Below are 17,048 nucleotides of genomic sequence, written 5' to 3'. Positions count from 1 at the left end.
ACCACTCGCCTGCCTGGCGGGTGGTGCACTGCTTACAACCCTTCTGCATTTTTCCTACAAAAAATTCGACACGACCTACACCAAATTCAGAAAACCGCTGTCAGAGGATTTTCTTGAATTTTAAGCAGTTGCGAAAATGCTTACAGTTAAATACTGTATGCACGTACAGCTTAATAAGGATAACCTCGTGGCCACCTCTCCTGATGCTCCTGACGCTTACGAACGCATGGGTATGCGCGTTCAGAAAATAATCAACTCCCCCACCGCACAAAAAGCCAAAGCCGCGCTGATCTTCCGTTTGCCGGATGAGCCGATGGATGAGTGGGAGCGCCTGCTCGAGGAAATCGACGAGAACGACAACGTCACCCTCGCCTACCGAGACGATGGCGGCGTGCAGATTTTTTGGGTTGTGCCGAAGGAAGATTGATTCAATGAGTGTCCGCTGTTTCGCTTTGCTGTTGTTGTTCGTCGCCATGGGGGCCCAGGCCGGCGCACCCCGCACATTCACCGAAGCCAAAAAGGTCGCCTGGAAGCTGTATGCGCCGCAGTCCACCGAGTTCTACTGCGGATGCAAATACACCGGCAACAAGGTCGATTTGAAAGCTTGCGGTTACGTACCGCGCAAAAACGCCAAACGCGCTTCGCGCATCGAGTGGGAGCACATCGTGCCGGCCTGGCAGTTTGGCCATCAGCGCCAATGCTGGCAGGAAGGCGGACGCAAGAACTGCACACGCTATGACCCGTCCTACCAGAAAGCCGAGGCCGACCTGCACAACCTGGTGCCGAGCATCGGCGAGGTCAATGGTGACCGCAGCAACTTCAGTTACGGTTGGCTACCGGTGCAATCCGGCCAGTACGGCTCGTGCCTGACCCAGGTCGACTTCAAGGCGAAGAAGGTCATGCCCCGCCCGTCGATTCGCGGCATGATCGCCCGCACCTATTTCTACATGAGCAAGCAATATGGCTTGCGTCTGTCGAAACAGGATCGGCAATTGTACGAGGCGTGGGACAAGACCTATCCCGTGCAGGACTGGGAGCGCCAGCGCAATCAAAGCGTGGCGTGCGTGATGGGACGCGGCAATGAGTTTGTCGGGCCAGTCAATCTGAAAGCCTGCGGTTAATCGGCCATGCAATACAAAAAGGGCCTCGAACGTTATGTTCGAGGCCTTTTTTCATGCCTAGCTGCCAGACTTGTTGTAGCGCCAGTAACCCATCAGGTTGAGCGCTTCGCGTGGGATGTCGCACTCCTTGATCAGGTATTTGCGCAAGCTCATGACCGCCGCACTCTCTCCTGCAATCCAGCCATAGAAACCAGCTGGTGCAGTGTCGGCGACTTCCCAGAGAATGTCTTTATCGATATCGACATCCGCCAGCTCCACGGCCTGCCCCTCTGAAGATTTATGCACGGGCAAGGTCGCTTGCCGCACGGCATCGACCATCAGTGCACCGGCGACCTCAGCATTGGCCTCATCACGGATCAACCATTGCACCGACAACCCAGGCCAGTCGGGCACGGCGAGCATGTCTTGCGCACTGTCGACTTCGAAGAAAGCCTGGGTTTGTGGTGGCTCGGCGAGGACCGCCAGTTCGTCGAGAATGCCCATGGCCGCCGGCAACGCCGTGGAATCGGCGACGAGTAGCAATTGCTTCAGCGCTTGCGGAGGTTTCCACTCGAACCCGCCGGTTTCCTGCGCTGAAAAACGCTTGTCAGGGGCAAGAATCTGCATCGAATCGCCTGGCTGCGCGCGCAAGGCCCAACGCGATGCCGGACCGGTTTCACCGTGCAGAACGAAATCGATATCCACTTCGCCCTGCTCGGCGCGCAGGTGGCGAATGGTGTAGGTGCGCATCGCGGGGCGTCGATCGACCAGCATCGACTTGAAGCGCGCGTACCAACCTTCGTCCTGGGCAAGCTTTGAGTGCGAACCGTCAGCAGCAGGGAAAAACAGCTTTACCCGTTGATCCGGCGCCCACGTGGCCATTTCGGTAACGGGCGGGCCCGCCAGAGTGAGGCGCATCATGTGCGGACTCAATCGGGTTTTGCGCTGCAAGGTGACATCGAACAATTTGTAAGGATTGGCGGAGGCCATGGGGAGCTCCTTCTGGAAATCTTCGGCGATTACAAAGGAACGAATCGCGCTTGATGACCTTTAGGCAGCTCCGCCGAATGGAGCGTGTTACGGCGTGATCGGATGCTCGATGATGACCGATTCAATGTTTTGTTTTTTGGCTTTCACCAACGCCGCATCTACCTGCACCTTACGGGCTTCAGCTTCGGCCTGGGAATTGAACGGGCCAATCAGAATGCGCGTTTTGCCGCTGCTGTCCCTGACAACTGTTGGAACAAAAGCGTGTTCGATCAACCAGCCGCTCAGATCGCTGACGGCCTGAGGCGTTTCGCCACGGACTTCGAGATCCCACTGCGGAGCAGATGCCGCGGCAGGAGCTGTCGCGACCACCGTTTTCGGCTTTTGCTCGTCTACACTCTTGCCTTCACCACACCCTGCCAGTGCCAGTGCCGCGACCAACCAGACCAATTTGCGCACAACGCTTCCCTCGGAATTCTCAAAGCGGCGATCTTAACATTCATAAATACTTCGCGAGCCCCGCAAAATGGGCACAAAACAACGAGATTGATGATTGCAGCCTCTGTATAGTTACGCCCTGGGAATTAATGCCGCATCTGCGCGTCAGAAAGAGGCACCCAAACCGTGAGACTTCGCACTAATCTATACGTACCACCGACCTCTGCACTGTCTGAATCAGGTGCCCTACAAAGCAATCAAGGAGAAGACCATGCTGATACTCACCCGCAAAGTCGGTGAAAGCATAAACATTGGTGATGACATCACTATCACCATTCTGGGCGTAAGCGGCCAACAGGTTCGCATCGGTATCAATGCTCCGAAAAACGTTGCCGTGCACCGCGAGGAGATTTACCAGCGCATTCAGGCAGGCCTGACCGCCCCGGACAAGCCACAAACTCCCTGAGACGCATCGCAGTCAGTAGCCAGTTCGTTTGCCTGCACGCAATGACTGGCTAAAGATTCACGCGCCGTTTTGCCATCCGCTTCCCAAGCTCCTTGGGTACGGCGCCTGACACATGCCCCCGCCGCGTTAACCTCCCGCCCTTTCTGCTGATCGATACTACCGAGCATTCTCAAGGCTGGCTGTCGGACATTTCCGATAGAGCACAGGGAATTCGCCTTCCTATCCGAACGTCACACCTCGCGCCATGCCAGTGGCAGCAACCATCATCAGCACCAGCAGCAACGCCTCGACGTGACTGATGCGTGCGAACAGCTTTGCTCGCCCGGTATCGAGTACCACCCCCCGCGCCTTGGCGATCCGCCATTTGATCAGAGTGATCATCGGCGCAAGCTCTATCAGCAGAATCAGCACGAACAGCGTCATCTTCAGATGAAACAGCGGCTGATGAAGATAATAGTCAGTGCCTTTTTCGTAGCCGCCAAAGGCACGCATTCCGCCTGTGATCAACAAGATCAGCGCGCACATCCCCCAGACATTGTCAGCCAGCAGAACCCGTCCCGCCTCCCCGGTCCCGGCCGCCAGGCGACTGAACGCCGTTCCACGCGTCAGTACCGCCCAAAAACCCAAGGCAAATGCCAGCAGATGAACAGCTGCAAGAAACCAATGAACCAGCATCGATAAACCCTCATCAGAAAGAGTTGAAAATTGGCCAGTCAGTAGTAGTTGAAAAAGCAAGGATTTGCCCGCGGAGGGTGTCGCCAGGCATACAGGAGAGATTGACAGAAGAAAACTCAGCCGGCAGAGGCAAATCGCAGGCAAAAAAAATCCCAAGCAGCTGATGGAAGCTTGGGATTTAAAAATGCATAAACCGTGGTGGTGAACGCGGGGCGGATCTTACTGAATCATGCTGCACCTAACAACTTATTTTTGATAACCGGTCGGTTAAAAATCATCGTAAGTCGTTAAATATCCACACTATTTTAAAGGATGCTGGCGACGGACGGTCAAAAATCAACCATCCCGGCACTCTAAGAATTGTTGATCAATACCTCTGCTCCGGAGGATTGTTCGAGCGCAAATTTAGACGGACAGTAACAATTGGAAAATTCTCGCCCATGGACAGCCAGCTCTCCCCCCTATTCGTCGTGAATGCCTGCGCATTCCATGCGCCACGCACCCTGAGCCCGACTTCGCCCCCGGAACAGAAGACTTGATTGCGGAGGAAGGGTTAGCCAGCTGCAGAAGCTTCAGTGGCGCCAAAAAATCAGACTGAACCGGATTGAGCCTTTTCCGTAAGCCGCGCGTTGCCATGATTCATTTTGCCAACGTCTTGAGCATCTTTGGCTGCTTCAGTTTTTTTGCCTGTGCAGCCGAGTTACCCATTACACAGGGAATGCCGTTTCTGAGCGCACGAAAAGCGCTGCTCAAGCAAGGCTGGCAACCAAACTTGACGGATGAAATGAACCCCGACGGCCTAATGAAAACACTTAGAAATATGGGGGTCAGCGAAGTGCAGCGATGCACGGAAGGCGTTCAATACTGCGAGTTCGACTATAGAAAGAACAACGAATGCCTGGTCGTCAGTACAACAGGCGAAAAGGTCAAAGACATGAGAATCAACAATTGGGGCTTCAAATGCCCTGACACCGATTAAGGGCGACTCACGATGAGATTCGCCCCTTGTGCTTGCATGTTGTTTTATTTCTCCAGCGCCATTGCCTGCGCTTCAGATCTTCCAATCAAGCAAGGCATGCCATTCTTAGCGGCACGGAGCGTATTACTCCAGCACGACTGGAAGCCAAGTGCGGCGAAAGAGATGCAGCCGGTTGGCACGGCACTGGAACTTGAAAACATTGGAATTGTAGAAATCGAGCGGTGCACCCAAGGAGTGCAGTACTGCGAATTCCATTACAAAAAAGACAACGAATGCCTGGGCCTCACGACGACAGAAGAAGAGGTAGAAGACCTGATCATTGATGCCTGGGATTTTGAATGCCAATAATCCTTCCAGACACAATCGCCCACACCGTCCAAGTGAACACACCCGAGACCTTTTGAGCGCTCCGCACAAATCGCAGACAACAAAAAAGGGCCCACCTTTCGGTGAGCCCTTCCAGACCGCCCAGCAGAGCGGATTTTGTTTGGTAGGCGCGATTGGACTCGAACCAACGACCCCCACCATGTCAAGGTGGTGCTCTAACCAACTGAGCTACGTGCCTGCTGTGAGGCGGCATTCTACGGAATTCCGGAGGGGTGTCAACACCTTTTTTTCACCTAAGCCTATGAATATGCAAAATATTTAATTTCGGGTCGCTGAGGAAGATTTTCCGGTGGCTGGCGGAGGTTTTTCAACTCGGGTAGGATCGGTGCACTCGTAAAATATATTAAACAGAGGCTGCAGGATGGCGAACACCCCTTACCCAGAGTCTTATTACGCTGCGTCGGCCAACGCCGTACCGCCCCGCCCTGCCTTGCAGGATGATGTGGAGACGGACGTCTGTGTGATCGGCGCCGGGTATACCGGTTTGTCGTCTGCCCTGTTTCTGCTGGAGAACGGTTTTCGGGTGACGGTACTGGAAGCGGCCAAGGTCGGTTTCGGCGCTTCCGGGCGTAATGGCGGGCAGATTGTTAACAGTTATAGCCGTGACATCGACGTGATCGAACGCTCCGTTGGGCCGAAGCAGGCGCAGTTGCTCGGGCAGATGGCTTTCGAGGGCGGCCGGATCATTCGCGAGCGGGTGGCCAAATACAATATCCAGTGCGATCTGAAAGATGGTGGCGTGTTTGCTGCCCTGACTGCCAAGCAAATGGGGCACCTGGAATCGCAGAAGCGTCTCTGGGAGCGTTTTGGTCATACGCAACTGGAACTGCTCGATCAGCGCCGCATCCGCGAAGTGGTCGGGTGCGATCAGTATGTCGGCGGCATGCTCGATATGAGCGGCGGCCATATACATCCGCTGAACCTGGCGCTGGGCGAAGCGGCTGCGGTTGAGTCCCTCGGCGGCACTATCTATGAGCAATCGTCTGCCGTGCGCATTGAGCGCGGCGCCAACCCGGTCGTGCATACGCCGCAAGGCAAGGTCAGGGCCAAGTTCATCATTGTCGCCGGCAACGCTTACCTCGGTAATCTGGTGCCGGAACTGGCGGCCAAATCGATGCCGTGCGGCACGCAGGTGATCACCACCGAGCCGCTGGGTGACGAGTTGGCGAAAGCGTTGCTGCCGCAGGATTATTGCGTCGAAGACTGCAACTACCTGCTCGACTATTACCGCCTGACGGGCGACAAGCGTCTGATCTTCGGCGGCGGTGTCGTTTACGGCGCGCGCGATCCGGCGAACATCGAGGCGATCATCCGCCCGAAAATGCTCAAGGCGTTCCCGCAGCTTAAAGACGTGAAGATTGATTACGCCTGGACAGGAAATTTCCTGCTGACCTTGTCGCGCTTGCCGCAGGTTGGGCGCCTGGGCGACAACATTTATTACTCGCAGGGCTGCAGCGGCCATGGCGTGACGTACACGCATTTGGCAGGCAAGGTGTTGGCGGAGGCGTTGCGCGGTCAGGCCGAGCGTTTTGATGCGTTTGCCGATTTGCCGCATTACCCGTTCCCGGGCGGGCAGATGTTGCGCACGCCGTTTGCGGCGTTGGGGGCCTGGTATTACGGGTTGCGAGATAAGTACGGTTTTTAAATTCGAGCTATAGGAACCAATGTGGCGAGGGGATTTATCCCCGTTGGGCTGCGTAGCAGTCCCCTTCTATATAAGAGGGGGCGCTTCGCACCCCAACGGGGCGGTGCGACGTTTCGCTAAATCCCCTCGCCACAAATGCATCTACCACTTAATCAGAGCTGATCGCGAGCAATGCCGCTGCGGATCCGCAGAATATCCGCAAGCACCGCCAAGGCAATTTCTGCCGGCGTCTTGCTGCCCAGGTTCAGACCGATTGGCGCATGAATCCGCGCCAGCTCACTCTCCCCCAGCCCACCAATCCGCCGCAGGCGTTCGAAGCGCTTCTGCGAGGTCTGCAGCGAACCCATCACGCCAATGTAGAACGCCTCGGTGCGCACCGCTTCCATCATCGCCAGATCGTCGATGCGTGGATCATGGGTCAACGCGACAACGGCGGTATCGCGGTGGCAGCCGCCATCGGCGATAAACACCGAAGGCAATTGCCGACGAATCTCCACGCCATCCAGCACCACGCCTTCTAGCACTTCATCACGCGGATCGCAGAGAATCACTTCAAACCCGAGGCCGACAGCAAACTCGGCACACGCCTGCGCCACGCTGGAATACCCGGCGAGCAACAGACGCTGCGCCGCGCCAACGCGGATGCGTACCCGATCAATCTCGCGTTCGATCCGCGCACCCTGCTCGCGATCAGCGAACAGACTGCGTGCACCGCTGGCCAGATCGACTTCGCGAATCAGCCGACGCTGACCGAGCAACGCCGATTCCAGTTCACGCAGATGCGCCTGCACTTCGCAGTCGGCGTCAAATTTCTCTACCAGCACATCGAGAATGCCGCCACAGGGCAGGCTGACCCGCGAACGCGGATCGTCACCCTCGCCGTAGCGCACGACGTTGACCGCATCGAGAAACGCCCCCTCGGCGACGCGCTCGAGAAAATCCTCCTCGACGCAGCCACCCGACAGCGAGCCGATCCACTGTCCGCCATCGTTCACCGCCAGCAGCGAACCTGGCGCACGCGGTGCCGAGCCGTAAGTCGTCAGCACGGTGCAGAGCCAGATGCGCTGCCCCACCACCGACCACTCCAGCGCCCTTCGCACCACTTGTAGATCGAGATGCTGCATGTCAGTGGGCCTTGTGCTCGATGGACGGTGCGTCAGCTTGCAGCTTTTGCACCTCACTCACTGCCAGCTCGGCGGACTGCCCACCCCAACCTTGGCGCAGGTAGTTGAGCAGATCGGTCAGCTGATCAGGACTGAGCTTGTCGGCGAAACCCGGCATCGGCTGCATGCGCTCGAACCCGGAAAACTTCTGCTCGCCGATACCATCTTCGATCACGCGCAACAGGTTGCGTGGGTCTTCCAGACGCAACGTGGTGTTGCCGCGCATGGCCACCGCGATGTGCGGTTTGCCTTCGCCACCGACCGCATGGCAACCGGCGCAGACGTTCAGATATGCCTGCTGACCGCGCTGGGCACTGGCGCTGAGTTTCTCGACTGGCACTTCAACCAGCGCTTTGGCTGCTGGCGGCTTGTCGCCGAGCAGGAACGTTGCCATCGCCGCCAGATCGGTATCGCTCAGGCCTTGCGTGCTGTTGTGGAACACCGGGAACATCTCGTTGAACATCGTCCCCTGCGCACTCATGCCGTGCTTGAGGAACGTGCCCAGATCCTGCTCGTTCCAGCCGCGAGCAGCCAGGTCGGTGGCCAGCAGGCTCGGCGCCAGGTAACCATTGAGAATGCCGCCGGTGAGGCGTTTATCCAACTGCATCGCGCCCGGCAGGCCGCGTGGCGTGTGGCATTCGCCGCAGTGACCAAGGACTTCGACCATGTACTGGCCGCGCTTCCACGCTTCACTTTTGCCTTCGGCCGGCTGCAGTTTCAGGTCTTTGCCGTACATCATGTTCCAGCCGATCAGGCCCGGACGCACGTTGAACGGAAAGCTCAGGCTGGTGACCGGTGCTGCGCGCTCGATTGGTTCGATGGTTTTCAGGTAAGCATGGATCGCGTCCGAATCTTCACGCGGCATCAGGTGATACGAGGTGTACGGCATTGCCGGATAAAGATTCGCGCCGTCGCGACGCTTGCCTTCGGTCAGCGCAGCAAAGAACTCGTCATCGTTGTACAAACCGATACCGTGCTCTTTGCTCGGGGTGATGTTGGTGCCGTAAATCGTGCCGAACGGCGAGACAATCGGCAGGCCGCCCGCAAACGGCGCGCCACCGGGAGCGGTGTGGCAAGCCATGCAATCGGCGGCGCGAGCGAGATACTCGCCGCGCTTGACCTGATCATCGGCGTGAGCGAACAACACCGGCGCAGCAAGGCCGACCGCTAGGGTCAGGCGGGTCAGAAAAAGCTTCATGCTTAACCCTCCTTGACCAAGCCGAGATCGGTCAGCACGTTGCGGGTGGCGTTGTAGTAACGCACGTACCCGGTGCAACGGCAGATGTGATGACCGAGGCTGTCCTCGATGACTTTTTCCAGCTGACTTTTGACGATCGGCTGGCGCTGCAGTTTCTCCACCAACACGGTCGCGGCGTTGACGAAACCGGGTGCGCAGTAGCTGCACTGGAAAGCGAACTCGTCGACGAAGCGTTGTTGGATCGGGTTCAGCTCGGTGACCTGGCCGCTCTCGTCACGCTTGGCGTGGGATTCGATGGTGCGGACTTTCTTGCCTTCGAAGTAATGCGCGCCGGTGATGCAGGTGCGTACCTCTTCGCTGGTGCCGTCCGGGTTGTCGACGATCACCACGCAAGCGTGGCAGATGCCCTGGCCGCAGCCCAGACGCGAACCGGTGAGGTTTTTGTATTCGTGCAGGTAGTCGATCATCGGCAGGTCATCAGGGATGTCCACCGGACCGACGGATTGACCATTGAGGGTCAGTTGAAACGGACGGTTAGCCATTGAGGGCCTCCTTGATGCGCGCTGGAGTGATAGGCAGATCGCGAACACGTTTACCGATGGCATGCGCCACGGCGTTACCGATGGCACCGACAATCGGGATCATCACCACTTCGGCGATGCCTTTGGACGGATCGCTTGGCGACAGCGCCGGGAGAATTTCCGACGTCTGTTTCCACACGGCAACGTGACGCGCCATCGGCAGACGGTAACGGTTGAAGTTCCAGTCACCCTCCCCCGGCCCGCCCTCGTACAACGGCATCTCTTCCATCAGTGCGTGACCGATGCCCATGGCGATACCGCCTTCCATCTGGCCCTTGACCAACTCTTCGACCAGCACACGACCGCACTCCACCCACGAATGGTGGTTGAGCACTTCAACTTCAGCAGAACCCTTGTTGACCTTCAGCTCGACCAGCGTGGCGACCGGGCTGTAGTAAGTCACGGCAGCGTTGTTCAACTGAGTCGCCGGGTAGCTGATGTTCTGGCGATCGAGCAGGTGGAAACCGGCCGTGCTCATCAGCGCTTGCTTGGCTTTCGGGGCACCATCGCCGTACTTCACCGCCAGACCGTCGAGCGGCAGACGCTCGCGCACGCCGTCGATGCTGTATTCAGCTTCGGCCCAACTCCAGCGGTTGAAACCGTGGACGGTGGCAGCGGTGACCAGACCCCGCTCGTGAGCGCGTTTGGCCAGCTCTTCGAAGCTCAACGGCTGCATGCCGTTGGCAGTCAGTTTGCCGTCGACCCAATGCGCATCTTCGCGACGCACCACGTAAGGGTTGGCCTGGCCGCCGAACGGGCCCTGACGCCAGATCTCCAGCGCCGCCGGCCACAAACCGTGGTTGAACAGCACGCGCGCCGCTTCACGGGTGGCGTGACTGAAGTAGTACGCAGAGTTGGTCGCCGACGAGGCCGAAGCCAATTTGCCGACCCAACGCGGGTTGCGCAGGAAGTTGTCCTGTTCGGCCTGGCTCATGATGTAAGGGTTGCCGCTGGTGATCAGCTGCATTTCCTTCCATTCGGTTTCGCCAGTCTTCACTTCGTGCGCCGGGCTGCCGAGGAAATCGGCAACGACCAAGGCCTGCGAGGTGGACATGCCGGTGCCGATTTCGATACCGATGTGGCGCAGGCTGATGCGACCGTCGGCGGTGAATTCGATGCTGGCCATCGGCGCTTCGGAGCCGGTGCCGAAGTCTTTCTGGCAAATGGCGAAACCAACGCCGTACCAGTTGTCCGGGTCTGCGGCTTCGCGTTGTTTCTTGATCGCGTCGCGGTTTTTCCAGACTTCGTGCACCGAGGCTTTGTCGAGAATCTCGTGCAGGCGCAGGGCACCGGCCGGGATCGCGCCCTGGGTGTTTTTCATGCCCGAACGCAGGGCGTTTTTGCGACGCAGGTCGATCGCATCGACACCGAGACGATCAGCAATTTCGTCGACCATCATTTCGGTCGACGCCATGCTTTGCAGAGTGCCGTAACCGCGCATCGAACCGGCTTCAACGCCACGCGAGTGATAGGCGGTAACTTGCAAATCGTTCTGCGGCATGTAGTAGATCGACTGCGCAGCGGTGGCGCCAACCGCAGCCACCGACGGGCTGTAGTTGATCCGGCCACCACCGTCGACGCTCATTTCCGCGCGGAAAATCTTGAAGCTGTAGTCGTTCTTGTCCACGGCCAATTGGTAGCGGATGTCGAACGGGTGACGCTTGATGCCGCTCTGGAACTGCTCGTAGCGGTCGTTCGCCAAGCGTACCGGCACACCGGCGCCGTACAGCGCGGCAAGGGCTGCGTAGTAGACGAAGATGTTGTGGTCTTTGGAACCGTAGCCCACGGTATAACCCGGGTGCATGTTCAGGTTGTCGAGGCCGAAGCGCGACGGCGCGATCATTTTCGCGGTCTCGGTCGCAGCTTCCAATGGGCACTGGGTGGCCACGACGAAGTGCAGGGTCTTGGTTTTCGGGTCGTACCAGCCGTTGCCGTTGTCCGGCTCCATCGCGGCCGGTTCGATCGACGGGGTTTTGTAGCGTTCGTCGAACACCAGCCAGTTGTCTGGCGGGGTATCGATCTCTTTCTTCATGCGGTCGGCGTAGAACAGGCCGCGCTCGGTCAGGTTGCCGTGCAGGTTGGGCTGGGAATTCCACACCGGGCGACGGTTTTTCAGCATCGGAAAGAGGATCGAGTCCTTCAGGCTGGCGAACTCATCTTCGTCGGCCGAGGTCGCACCACCCACACGCACGTAGCGGAAACTGCCATAGGGGTCGCCTTCGTAGAACGGCACTTGTGCACCGTAACGAATCGCCTTGTCATTGAATTTGAGTTTGTTCTTGGCCTGACGAAAACGCTCGAAATCGTTCCAGATCAGGATCGCCACCGGGTGACCGATGAACATCGGCACTTTGCCTTCCGGCAGCAGCGGATCCGGCGCGTGCTCTTCCGGGAAGACGATGCCGTCCTTGTCCAGATCAGCGGCGGTGACGATACGGTCCGGCTGCAACTCGGCGCCGAGCCACGACAGGTCGTAGCCGTCGTAGATGCGGTCAGCCTTGATGGTTTTCAGCAACATGGCGTGGCCTTGCTGCTCAGGCCAGCCCGGCATGTCCTTGGAGCGGATGTCGCGGGCAAAGACCTTGCTGCCGCAGACCTTGGACAGTGCATCGTTACGCTGACGCGCCTTGCCGTTGTTGCCGAGCCATTTCTCGGACGGCACGGTGACGCTGTTTTCCATCAAGGCAGCCAGCGCCTGACTGCTGAGCGGCGTGAGCGTGACGCTCACACCCGCCACCAGCCCGCCCTGGAGGAACGAGCGCCGGGATATATCACGGTTGGACATGGATCATCCTCTGGGCGGTTATACGTCCGCCCTTCTGGTTATCTACTGGGGAATCTCGAGTCTTGCAGAAGCCCTTCTTGGCTAAACGAAAGGCGTGATGACAGTGCAAAGCTGACCGAAAGGTTAACTTTAAAGGTTTCTGCGCTCGCAGCAAACAACCAGATACAAATTTCTGACTAAAGAATCAAAAAAGACAATGCGACGTGGTAGCGCATGAGGTCAATTGACACACCCGCCACACACCCGAAAATACAAACGCAACTCCCCCTGCAGCAGCTGTTACAGGAGCTGTTGTAGGAGCTGTCGAGTGAAACGAGGCTGCGATCTTTTGATCTTGCTTTTACCGATCAAGATCAAAGATCGCAGCGTGCCGCAGCTCCTACAGGAGCCGGGTTGCGTGATGGGAGTGGAGGTCAAATTTCAGACACAAAAAACCCCGGTCTTTCGACCAGGGTCTTTGCTATCGATTCCGAATCAACCAAAGGTTGTTTTCGGTGCTTCAAGGCGTTCAGTGGTCCTTGAAGCAGATATGGCGCAGCGGACGGGACTCGAACCCGCGACCCCCGGCGTGACAGGCCGGTATTCTAACCGACTGAACTACCGCTGCGTATCGCTTTGAGCTTGCGCTCAAGTAACTCGTTGACTGCTAGCTTCGGTGCTTGGCAATCGCGAACCAGATAAATCTGATTCGTTAAATATGGCGCAGCGGACGGGACTCGAACCCGCGACCCCCGGCGTGACAGGCCGGTATTCTAACCGACTGAACTACCGCTGCGCGTCGGTGCAGGCACTTTCAGCCTACGTTCTTGCTTAAGCAAGTTCTCGGGGAGTGGTGGGTGATGACGGGATCGAACCGCCGACATTCTGCTTGTAAGGCAGACGCTCTCCCAGCTGAGCTAATCACCCGTTTGCATCTCCGAGGCCGCGAAATTTACGCAGGTAGCGAACCTAAGTCAATAGCAGGATTGAAGTTTTTCTAAAAAAGACGAAATTGCTTCATTCCTCCAGATACCATCAACCGTCAGACCGCTATCGCGAGCAGGCTCACTCCTACAGGAGATCGCCGCTTCGGTTGCTATTCGCTGTAAATCATCTTCTTGGTCATGCCGCCGTCGACGACGAATTCCTGCCCGGTAACAAACCCGGCATTCCTCGACAACAACCAGGCGACCATCGCAGCCACATCTTCGACCGTCCCTACCCTGCCCGCCGGATGCTGAGCATGATCGGCATCGGCCAAAGGCTCGGCTCGACGCGCAGAAGGATCGCGCGCATCGATCCAGCCCGGACTGACGGCGTTGACGCGAATCTCCGGCCCCAGGCTGATCGCCAGCGCATGCGTCAGCGCCAGTAACCCGCCCTTGCTCGCCGCATACGCCTCGGAATCGGCCTCCGACTGCCGCGCACGGGTCGAAGCCAGATTGACGATAGAACCGTTATGCGCGCGCAGATACGGCGCACAATGCTTGGCGAGCAACATCGGCCCACTGAGGTTCACCGCCAACACGCGATTCCAGTAAGCCAGATCAAGGCTTTCCAGGGTGATGTTGTGCGGATCAGCCACCGCCGCGTTGCACACCAGTGCATCGAGACGACCAAACTGCCCCAACACCTCGGCAACACCCAACGCAACCTGGCCCTCATCGGCAACGTCCATGGCGATGAACCAGGCGTTTTCGCCCAGCACCTTCGCCACTTTCGAACCGCGCGCACGATCCAGATCGGTCAGCACGACTTGCCAGCCTTCGCTGATCAACCACGCCGCGATCCCCAGACCGATACCGCGCGCGGCACCCGTGACCAGCGCAACGCGGCCATGGGTACCGGCTTTCGGCGTCGACAACTCGATCACAGCGCTGCCAGACCGCGCGCCAGGTCGGCTTGCAGGTCAGCAACGTCTTCCAGACCTACCGCGATGCGGATCAGGCTATCGCGAATACCCGCCGCCTCACGCTCCTGCGGCGCCAGACGGCCGTGGGAGGTGGTGCTCGGATGGGTGATGGTGGTTTTGCTGTCGCCAAGGTTAGCGGTGATCGAGATCAGGCGAGTGGCATCGATAAAGCGCCAGGCGCCCTCTTTGCCACCCTTGACCTCAAAGCTTACGACCGCCCCGAAGCCCTTCTGCTGACGCTGGGCCAGCTCGTGCTGCGGATGGCTCTTGAGACCGGCGTAATGGACTTTCTCGATACCGTCCTGTTGCTCCAGCCATTCGGCCAGTTGCTGGGCGTTGGCACAATGCGCCTTCATCCGCAGGTTGAGGGTTTCCAGGCCTTTGAGGAAGATCCACGCGTTGAACGGGCTCAGGGTCGGCCCGGCGGTGCGCAGGAAGCCGACGATTTCTTTCATCTGCTCGCTGCGACCGGCTACCACACCGCCCATGCAACGGCCCTGGCCGTCGATGAACTTGGTCGCCGAGTGCACGACGATGTCCGCGCCCATTTTCAGCGGCTGCTGCAACGCTGGTGTGCAGAAGCAGTTGTCGACCACCAGCATCGCGCCTTTGGCGTGAGCGATTTCCGCCAGCGCGGCGATATCGACCAGTTCGGCCAGAGGGTTGGATGGCGATTCGACGAACAGCAGCTTGGTATTCGACTTGATCGCCGCATCCCAACCCGAAAGGTCAGCCAGTGGCACGTAGTCGACTTCCACGCCGAAACGCTTGAAGTACTTCTCGAACAAGCTGATGGTCGAGCCGAATACGCTGCGCGAGACCAGCACGTGATCACCGGCACTGCACAGGCTCATCACCACCGCCATGATCGCCGCCATACCGGTTGCGGTCGCAACGGCCTGCTCGGCGCTTTCCAGCGCAGCAATACGTTCTTCGAACGCGCGCACGGTCGGGTTGGTGTAACGCGAGTAAACGTTGCCCGGCACCTCCCCGGCAAACCGCGCAGCCGCGTCGGCGGCGGTGCGGAACACGTAGCTGGAAGTGAAGAACATCGGATCACCGTGTTCACCTTCCGGCGTACGGTGCTGACCGGCACGTACGGCCAGGGTATCGAACGCTACGCCTTCAAGGTCGCTGTCCAGCCGACCGGCATCCCATTCCTGACTCATGCTGTCACTCCTTGCCCTGTTCGCAAAAATTGAAATTCAGATACAAAACCGGCCCCTCAGGGCCGGTAGAAACTCAGTTGTTGTACAGATCGATGATCGCACTGACCGCTTGAGTCTTGATCTTCGAGGAGTCGTTACGCGCCTGTTCGATCTTGTTCAGGTACGCCTCGTCGACGTCGCCGGTGACGTACTTGCCGTCGAACACTGCGCAATCGAAGTTCTCGATCTTGATCTTGCCGCCACCAACCGCTTCGATCAAGTCAGGCAGGTCCTGATAGATCAGCCAGTCAGCGCCGATCAGATCCGCCACGTCCTGGGTCGAACGGTTGTGTGCGATCAGTTCATGCGCGCTTGGCATGTCGATGCCGTAGACGTTCGGGAAACGCACAGCCGGCGCCGCCGAGCAGAAGTAGACGTTTTTCGCGCCGGCTTCACGAGCCATCTGGATGATCTGCTTGCACGTGGTGCCACGCACGATCGAGTCATCGACCAGCATCACGTTCTTGCCGCGGAATTCCAGCTCGATGGCGTTGAGCTTCTGGCGAACCGACTTCTTGCGAGCCGCCTGGCCCGGCATGATGAAGGTCCGGCCGATGTAACGGTTCTTGACGAAACCTTCGCGGAATTTCACGCCCAGGTGGTTCGCCAGCTCCAGCGCAGCGGTGCGGCTGGTGTCCGGAATCGGGATGACCACGTCGATATCGTGCTCTGGACGCTCGCGCAGGATCTTCTCGGCGAGTTTTTCACCCATGCGCAGACGCGCCTTGTACACCGAAACGCCGTCGATGATCGAATCCGGACGCGCCAGGTAGACGTGTTCGAAAATGCATGGGGTCAGGGACGGGTTGGTCGCGCACTGACGGGTGTGCAGCTTGCCGTCTTCAGTGATGTAGACCGCTTCGCCCGGCGCCAGGTCGCGAATCAGGGTGAAACCGAGCACGTCCAGCGAAACGCTTTCCGAGGCGATCATGTACTCGACGCCTTCGTCAGTGTGACGCTGGCCGAACACGATCGGGCGGATGCCGTGCGGGTCGCGGAAACCGACGATGCCGTAACCGGTGACCATCGCCACAACCGCGTAGCCACCCACGCAACGGTTGTGCACGTCGGTCACGGCGGCAAACACGTCTTCTTCGGTCGGCTGCAGCTTGCCGCGCTGGGCCAGCTCGTGAGCGAACACGTTGAGCAACACTTCCGAGTCGGAACTGGTGTTGACGTGACGCAGGTCGGATTCGTAGATCTCTTTGGCCAACTGTTCAACGTTGGTCAGGTTACCGTTGTGCGCCAAAGTGATGCCGTAAGGCGAGTTGACGTAAAACGGTTGGGCTTCGGCCGAAGTCGAGCTGCCCGCAGTCGGGTAACGGACGTGGCCGATACCCATGTGGCCGACCAGACGCTGCATGTGACGCTGTTGAAACACGTCACGCACCAGGCCATTGTCCTTGCGCAGGAACAACCGGCCATCATGGCTGGTCACGATACCGGCAGCGTCCTGGCCGCGGTGCTGGAGCACGGTTAGCGCGTCATACAGCGCCTGATTGACGTTCGACTTACCGACGATACCGACGATGCCACACATGCGAC

The 17,048-nt window shown here is 58.5% G+C and carries 16 protein-coding genes and 4 tRNA genes; 6 read left to right on the top strand and 14 right to left on the bottom strand.

Annotation, left to right across the window (positions count from 1 at the left end; all coding sequences use genetic code 11):
- Positions 1 to 157 precede the first annotated feature (157 nt).
- Both QOL84_RS01125 and QOL84_RS01120 read left to right on the top strand, forming a co-directional pair.
- The gene (locus tag QOL84_RS01125; protein ID WP_166219800.1) at positions 158 to 427 is read left to right on the top strand and encodes a DUF1654 domain-containing protein; all 270 of its coding nucleotides are present in this window, start codon (positions 158 to 160) and stop codon (positions 425 to 427) included.
- 4 nt (positions 428 to 431) lie between these two features.
- Positions 432 to 1,121 (top strand): endonuclease, encoded by a 690-nt coding sequence (locus QOL84_RS01120; RefSeq protein WP_283435845.1) that lies wholly within the window; start codon positions 432 to 434, stop codon positions 1,119 to 1,121.
- 57 nt (positions 1,122 to 1,178) lie between these two features.
- Here the strand turns inward: QOL84_RS01120 and QOL84_RS01115 are convergent, their stop codons facing one another.
- Positions 1,179 to 2,090, bottom strand: coding sequence for a siderophore-interacting protein (locus tag QOL84_RS01115; RefSeq protein ID WP_283435844.1), 912 nt, complete (start codon positions 2,088 to 2,090; stop codon positions 1,179 to 1,181).
- An 87-nt stretch (positions 2,091 to 2,177) separates the two neighbouring features.
- The gene (locus QOL84_RS01110; RefSeq protein ID WP_283435843.1) at positions 2,178 to 2,546 is read right to left on the bottom strand and encodes an SPOR domain-containing protein; all 369 of its coding nucleotides are present in this window, start codon (positions 2,544 to 2,546) and stop codon (positions 2,178 to 2,180) included.
- Between the two features lie 250 nt (positions 2,547 to 2,796).
- Between QOL84_RS01110 and csrA the strand changes: the two genes are divergently transcribed.
- Positions 2,797 to 2,991 (top strand): carbon storage regulator CsrA, encoded by a 195-nt coding sequence (csrA, locus tag QOL84_RS01105; protein ID WP_003179932.1) that lies wholly within the window; start codon positions 2,797 to 2,799, stop codon positions 2,989 to 2,991.
- 219 nt (positions 2,992 to 3,210) lie between these two features.
- Here csrA and QOL84_RS01100 read toward each other — a convergent pair whose 3' ends face one another.
- Positions 3,211 to 3,666 (bottom strand): DUF2214 family protein, encoded by a 456-nt coding sequence (locus tag QOL84_RS01100; RefSeq protein WP_283435842.1) that lies wholly within the window; start codon positions 3,664 to 3,666, stop codon positions 3,211 to 3,213.
- Between the two features lie 604 nt (positions 3,667 to 4,270).
- Here QOL84_RS01100 and QOL84_RS01095 point away from each other — a divergent pair.
- Entirely contained in the window at positions 4,271 to 4,645 is a 375-nt protein-coding gene (locus QOL84_RS01095; RefSeq protein WP_283435841.1) for a hypothetical protein, read from the top strand.
- A gap of 12 nt (positions 4,646 to 4,657) precedes the next feature.
- The gene (locus QOL84_RS01090) at positions 4,658 to 4,993 is read left to right on the top strand and encodes a hypothetical protein (protein WP_283435840.1); all 336 of its coding nucleotides are present in this window, start codon (positions 4,658 to 4,660) and stop codon (positions 4,991 to 4,993) included.
- A gap of 140 nt (positions 4,994 to 5,133) precedes the next feature.
- On the opposite strand, the gene QOL84_RS01085 is transcribed toward QOL84_RS01090, so the two are convergent.
- Positions 5,134 to 5,210 (bottom strand) — tRNA-Val (locus QOL84_RS01085).
- 183 nt (positions 5,211 to 5,393) lie between these two features.
- Here QOL84_RS01085 and QOL84_RS01080 point away from each other — a divergent pair.
- The gene (locus QOL84_RS01080; RefSeq protein WP_283435839.1) at positions 5,394 to 6,677 is read left to right on the top strand and encodes an NAD(P)/FAD-dependent oxidoreductase; all 1,284 of its coding nucleotides are present in this window, start codon (positions 5,394 to 5,396) and stop codon (positions 6,675 to 6,677) included.
- 152 nt (positions 6,678 to 6,829) lie between these two features.
- Here QOL84_RS01080 and QOL84_RS01075 read toward each other — a convergent pair whose 3' ends face one another.
- From QOL84_RS01075 to purF, 10 genes are all read right to left on the bottom strand, one after another.
- Positions 6,830 to 7,801 carry an XdhC family protein gene (locus QOL84_RS01075; protein WP_283435838.1) on the bottom strand — a complete coding sequence of 324 codons (972 nt, stop codon included), beginning with the start codon at positions 7,799 to 7,801 and terminating at the stop codon, positions 6,830 to 6,832.
- A gap of 1 nt (position 7,802) precedes the next feature.
- On the bottom strand, positions 7,803 to 9,038 hold the full coding sequence (locus QOL84_RS01070; RefSeq protein ID WP_283435837.1) for a c-type cytochrome: 1,236 nt from the start codon (positions 9,036 to 9,038) through the stop codon (positions 7,803 to 7,805).
- A gap of 2 nt (positions 9,039 to 9,040) precedes the next feature.
- Positions 9,041 to 9,580, bottom strand: coding sequence for a (2Fe-2S)-binding protein (locus QOL84_RS01065; RefSeq protein WP_129394703.1), 540 nt, complete (start codon positions 9,578 to 9,580; stop codon positions 9,041 to 9,043).
- Positions 9,573 to 12,404 carry a xanthine dehydrogenase family protein molybdopterin-binding subunit gene (locus QOL84_RS01060; RefSeq protein ID WP_283435836.1) on the bottom strand — a complete coding sequence of 944 codons (2,832 nt, stop codon included), beginning with the start codon at positions 12,402 to 12,404 and terminating at the stop codon, positions 9,573 to 9,575. Before QOL84_RS01060 ends, QOL84_RS01065 begins: the two co-directional genes overlap by 8 nt.
- 530 nt (positions 12,405 to 12,934) lie before the next feature.
- Positions 12,935 to 13,011: transfer RNA gene (locus tag QOL84_RS01055), tRNA-Asp, on the bottom strand.
- Between the two features lie 91 nt (positions 13,012 to 13,102).
- Positions 13,103 to 13,179 (bottom strand) — tRNA-Asp (locus QOL84_RS01050).
- A gap of 55 nt (positions 13,180 to 13,234) precedes the next feature.
- Positions 13,235 to 13,310: transfer RNA gene (locus QOL84_RS01045), tRNA-Val, on the bottom strand.
- Positions 13,311 to 13,479: 169 nt separating this feature from the next.
- On the bottom strand, positions 13,480 to 14,256 hold the full coding sequence (locus QOL84_RS01040) for an SDR family oxidoreductase (RefSeq protein WP_077571931.1): 777 nt from the start codon (positions 14,254 to 14,256) through the stop codon (positions 13,480 to 13,482).
- Positions 14,253 to 15,464, bottom strand: coding sequence for an O-succinylhomoserine sulfhydrylase (locus QOL84_RS01035; RefSeq protein ID WP_129394706.1), 1,212 nt, complete (start codon positions 15,462 to 15,464; stop codon positions 14,253 to 14,255). The genes QOL84_RS01040 and QOL84_RS01035 overlap by 4 nt, the downstream gene beginning before the upstream one ends.
- A 73-nt stretch (positions 15,465 to 15,537) precedes the next feature.
- Positions 15,538 to 17,043, bottom strand: a complete 1,506-nt coding sequence (gene purF, locus QOL84_RS01030) for an amidophosphoribosyltransferase (RefSeq protein WP_007913462.1) — start codon at positions 17,041 to 17,043, stop codon at positions 15,538 to 15,540.
- Positions 17,044 to 17,048 lie beyond the last annotated feature (5 nt).

The organism is Pseudomonas helmanticensis (assembly GCF_900182985.1).
Classification (GTDB): Bacteria; Pseudomonadota; Gammaproteobacteria; order Pseudomonadales; family Pseudomonadaceae; genus Aquipseudomonas; species Aquipseudomonas helmanticensis.
The sequence above is the reverse complement of the archived record's forward strand: the minus strand, read 5'-3'. Positions and strand labels throughout refer to the sequence as shown.

Bases quoted from the DNA above. Each gene is read 5' to 3' on its own strand.
- QOL84_RS01125 (WP_166219800.1), top strand. From the start codon at position 158: ATGCACGTACAGCTTAATAAGGATAACCTCGTGGCCACCTCTCCTGAT.
- QOL84_RS01120 (WP_283435845.1), top strand. From the start codon at position 432: ATGAGTGTCCGCTGTTTCGCTTTGCTGTTGTTGTTCGTCGCCATGGGG.
- QOL84_RS01115 (WP_283435844.1), bottom strand. From the start codon at position 2,090: ATGGCCTCCGCCAATCCTTACAAATTGTTCGATGTCACCTTGCAGCGC.
- csrA (WP_003179932.1), top strand. From the start codon at position 2,797: ATGCTGATACTCACCCGCAAAGTCGGTGAAAGCATAAACATTGGTGAT.
- QOL84_RS01100 (WP_283435842.1), bottom strand. From the start codon at position 3,666: ATGCTGGTTCATTGGTTTCTTGCAGCTGTTCATCTGCTGGCATTTGCC.
- QOL84_RS01090 (WP_283435840.1), top strand. From the start codon at position 4,658: ATGAGATTCGCCCCTTGTGCTTGCATGTTGTTTTATTTCTCCAGCGCC.
- QOL84_RS01080 (WP_283435839.1), top strand. From the start codon at position 5,394: ATGGCGAACACCCCTTACCCAGAGTCTTATTACGCTGCGTCGGCCAAC.
- QOL84_RS01075 (WP_283435838.1), bottom strand. From the start codon at position 7,801: ATGCAGCATCTCGATCTACAAGTGGTGCGAAGGGCGCTGGAGTGGTCG.
- QOL84_RS01070 (WP_283435837.1), bottom strand. From the start codon at position 9,038: ATGAAGCTTTTTCTGACCCGCCTGACCCTAGCGGTCGGCCTTGCTGCG.
- QOL84_RS01065 (WP_129394703.1), bottom strand. From the start codon at position 9,580: ATGGCTAACCGTCCGTTTCAACTGACCCTCAATGGTCAATCCGTCGGT.
- QOL84_RS01060 (WP_283435836.1), bottom strand. From the start codon at position 12,404: ATGTCCAACCGTGATATATCCCGGCGCTCGTTCCTCCAGGGCGGGCTG.
- QOL84_RS01035 (WP_129394706.1), bottom strand. From the start codon at position 15,464: ATGAGTCAGGAATGGGATGCCGGTCGGCTGGACAGCGACCTTGAAGGC.
- purF (WP_007913462.1), bottom strand. From the start codon at position 17,043: ATGTGTGGCATCGTCGGTATCGTCGGTAAGTCGAACGTCAATCAGGCG.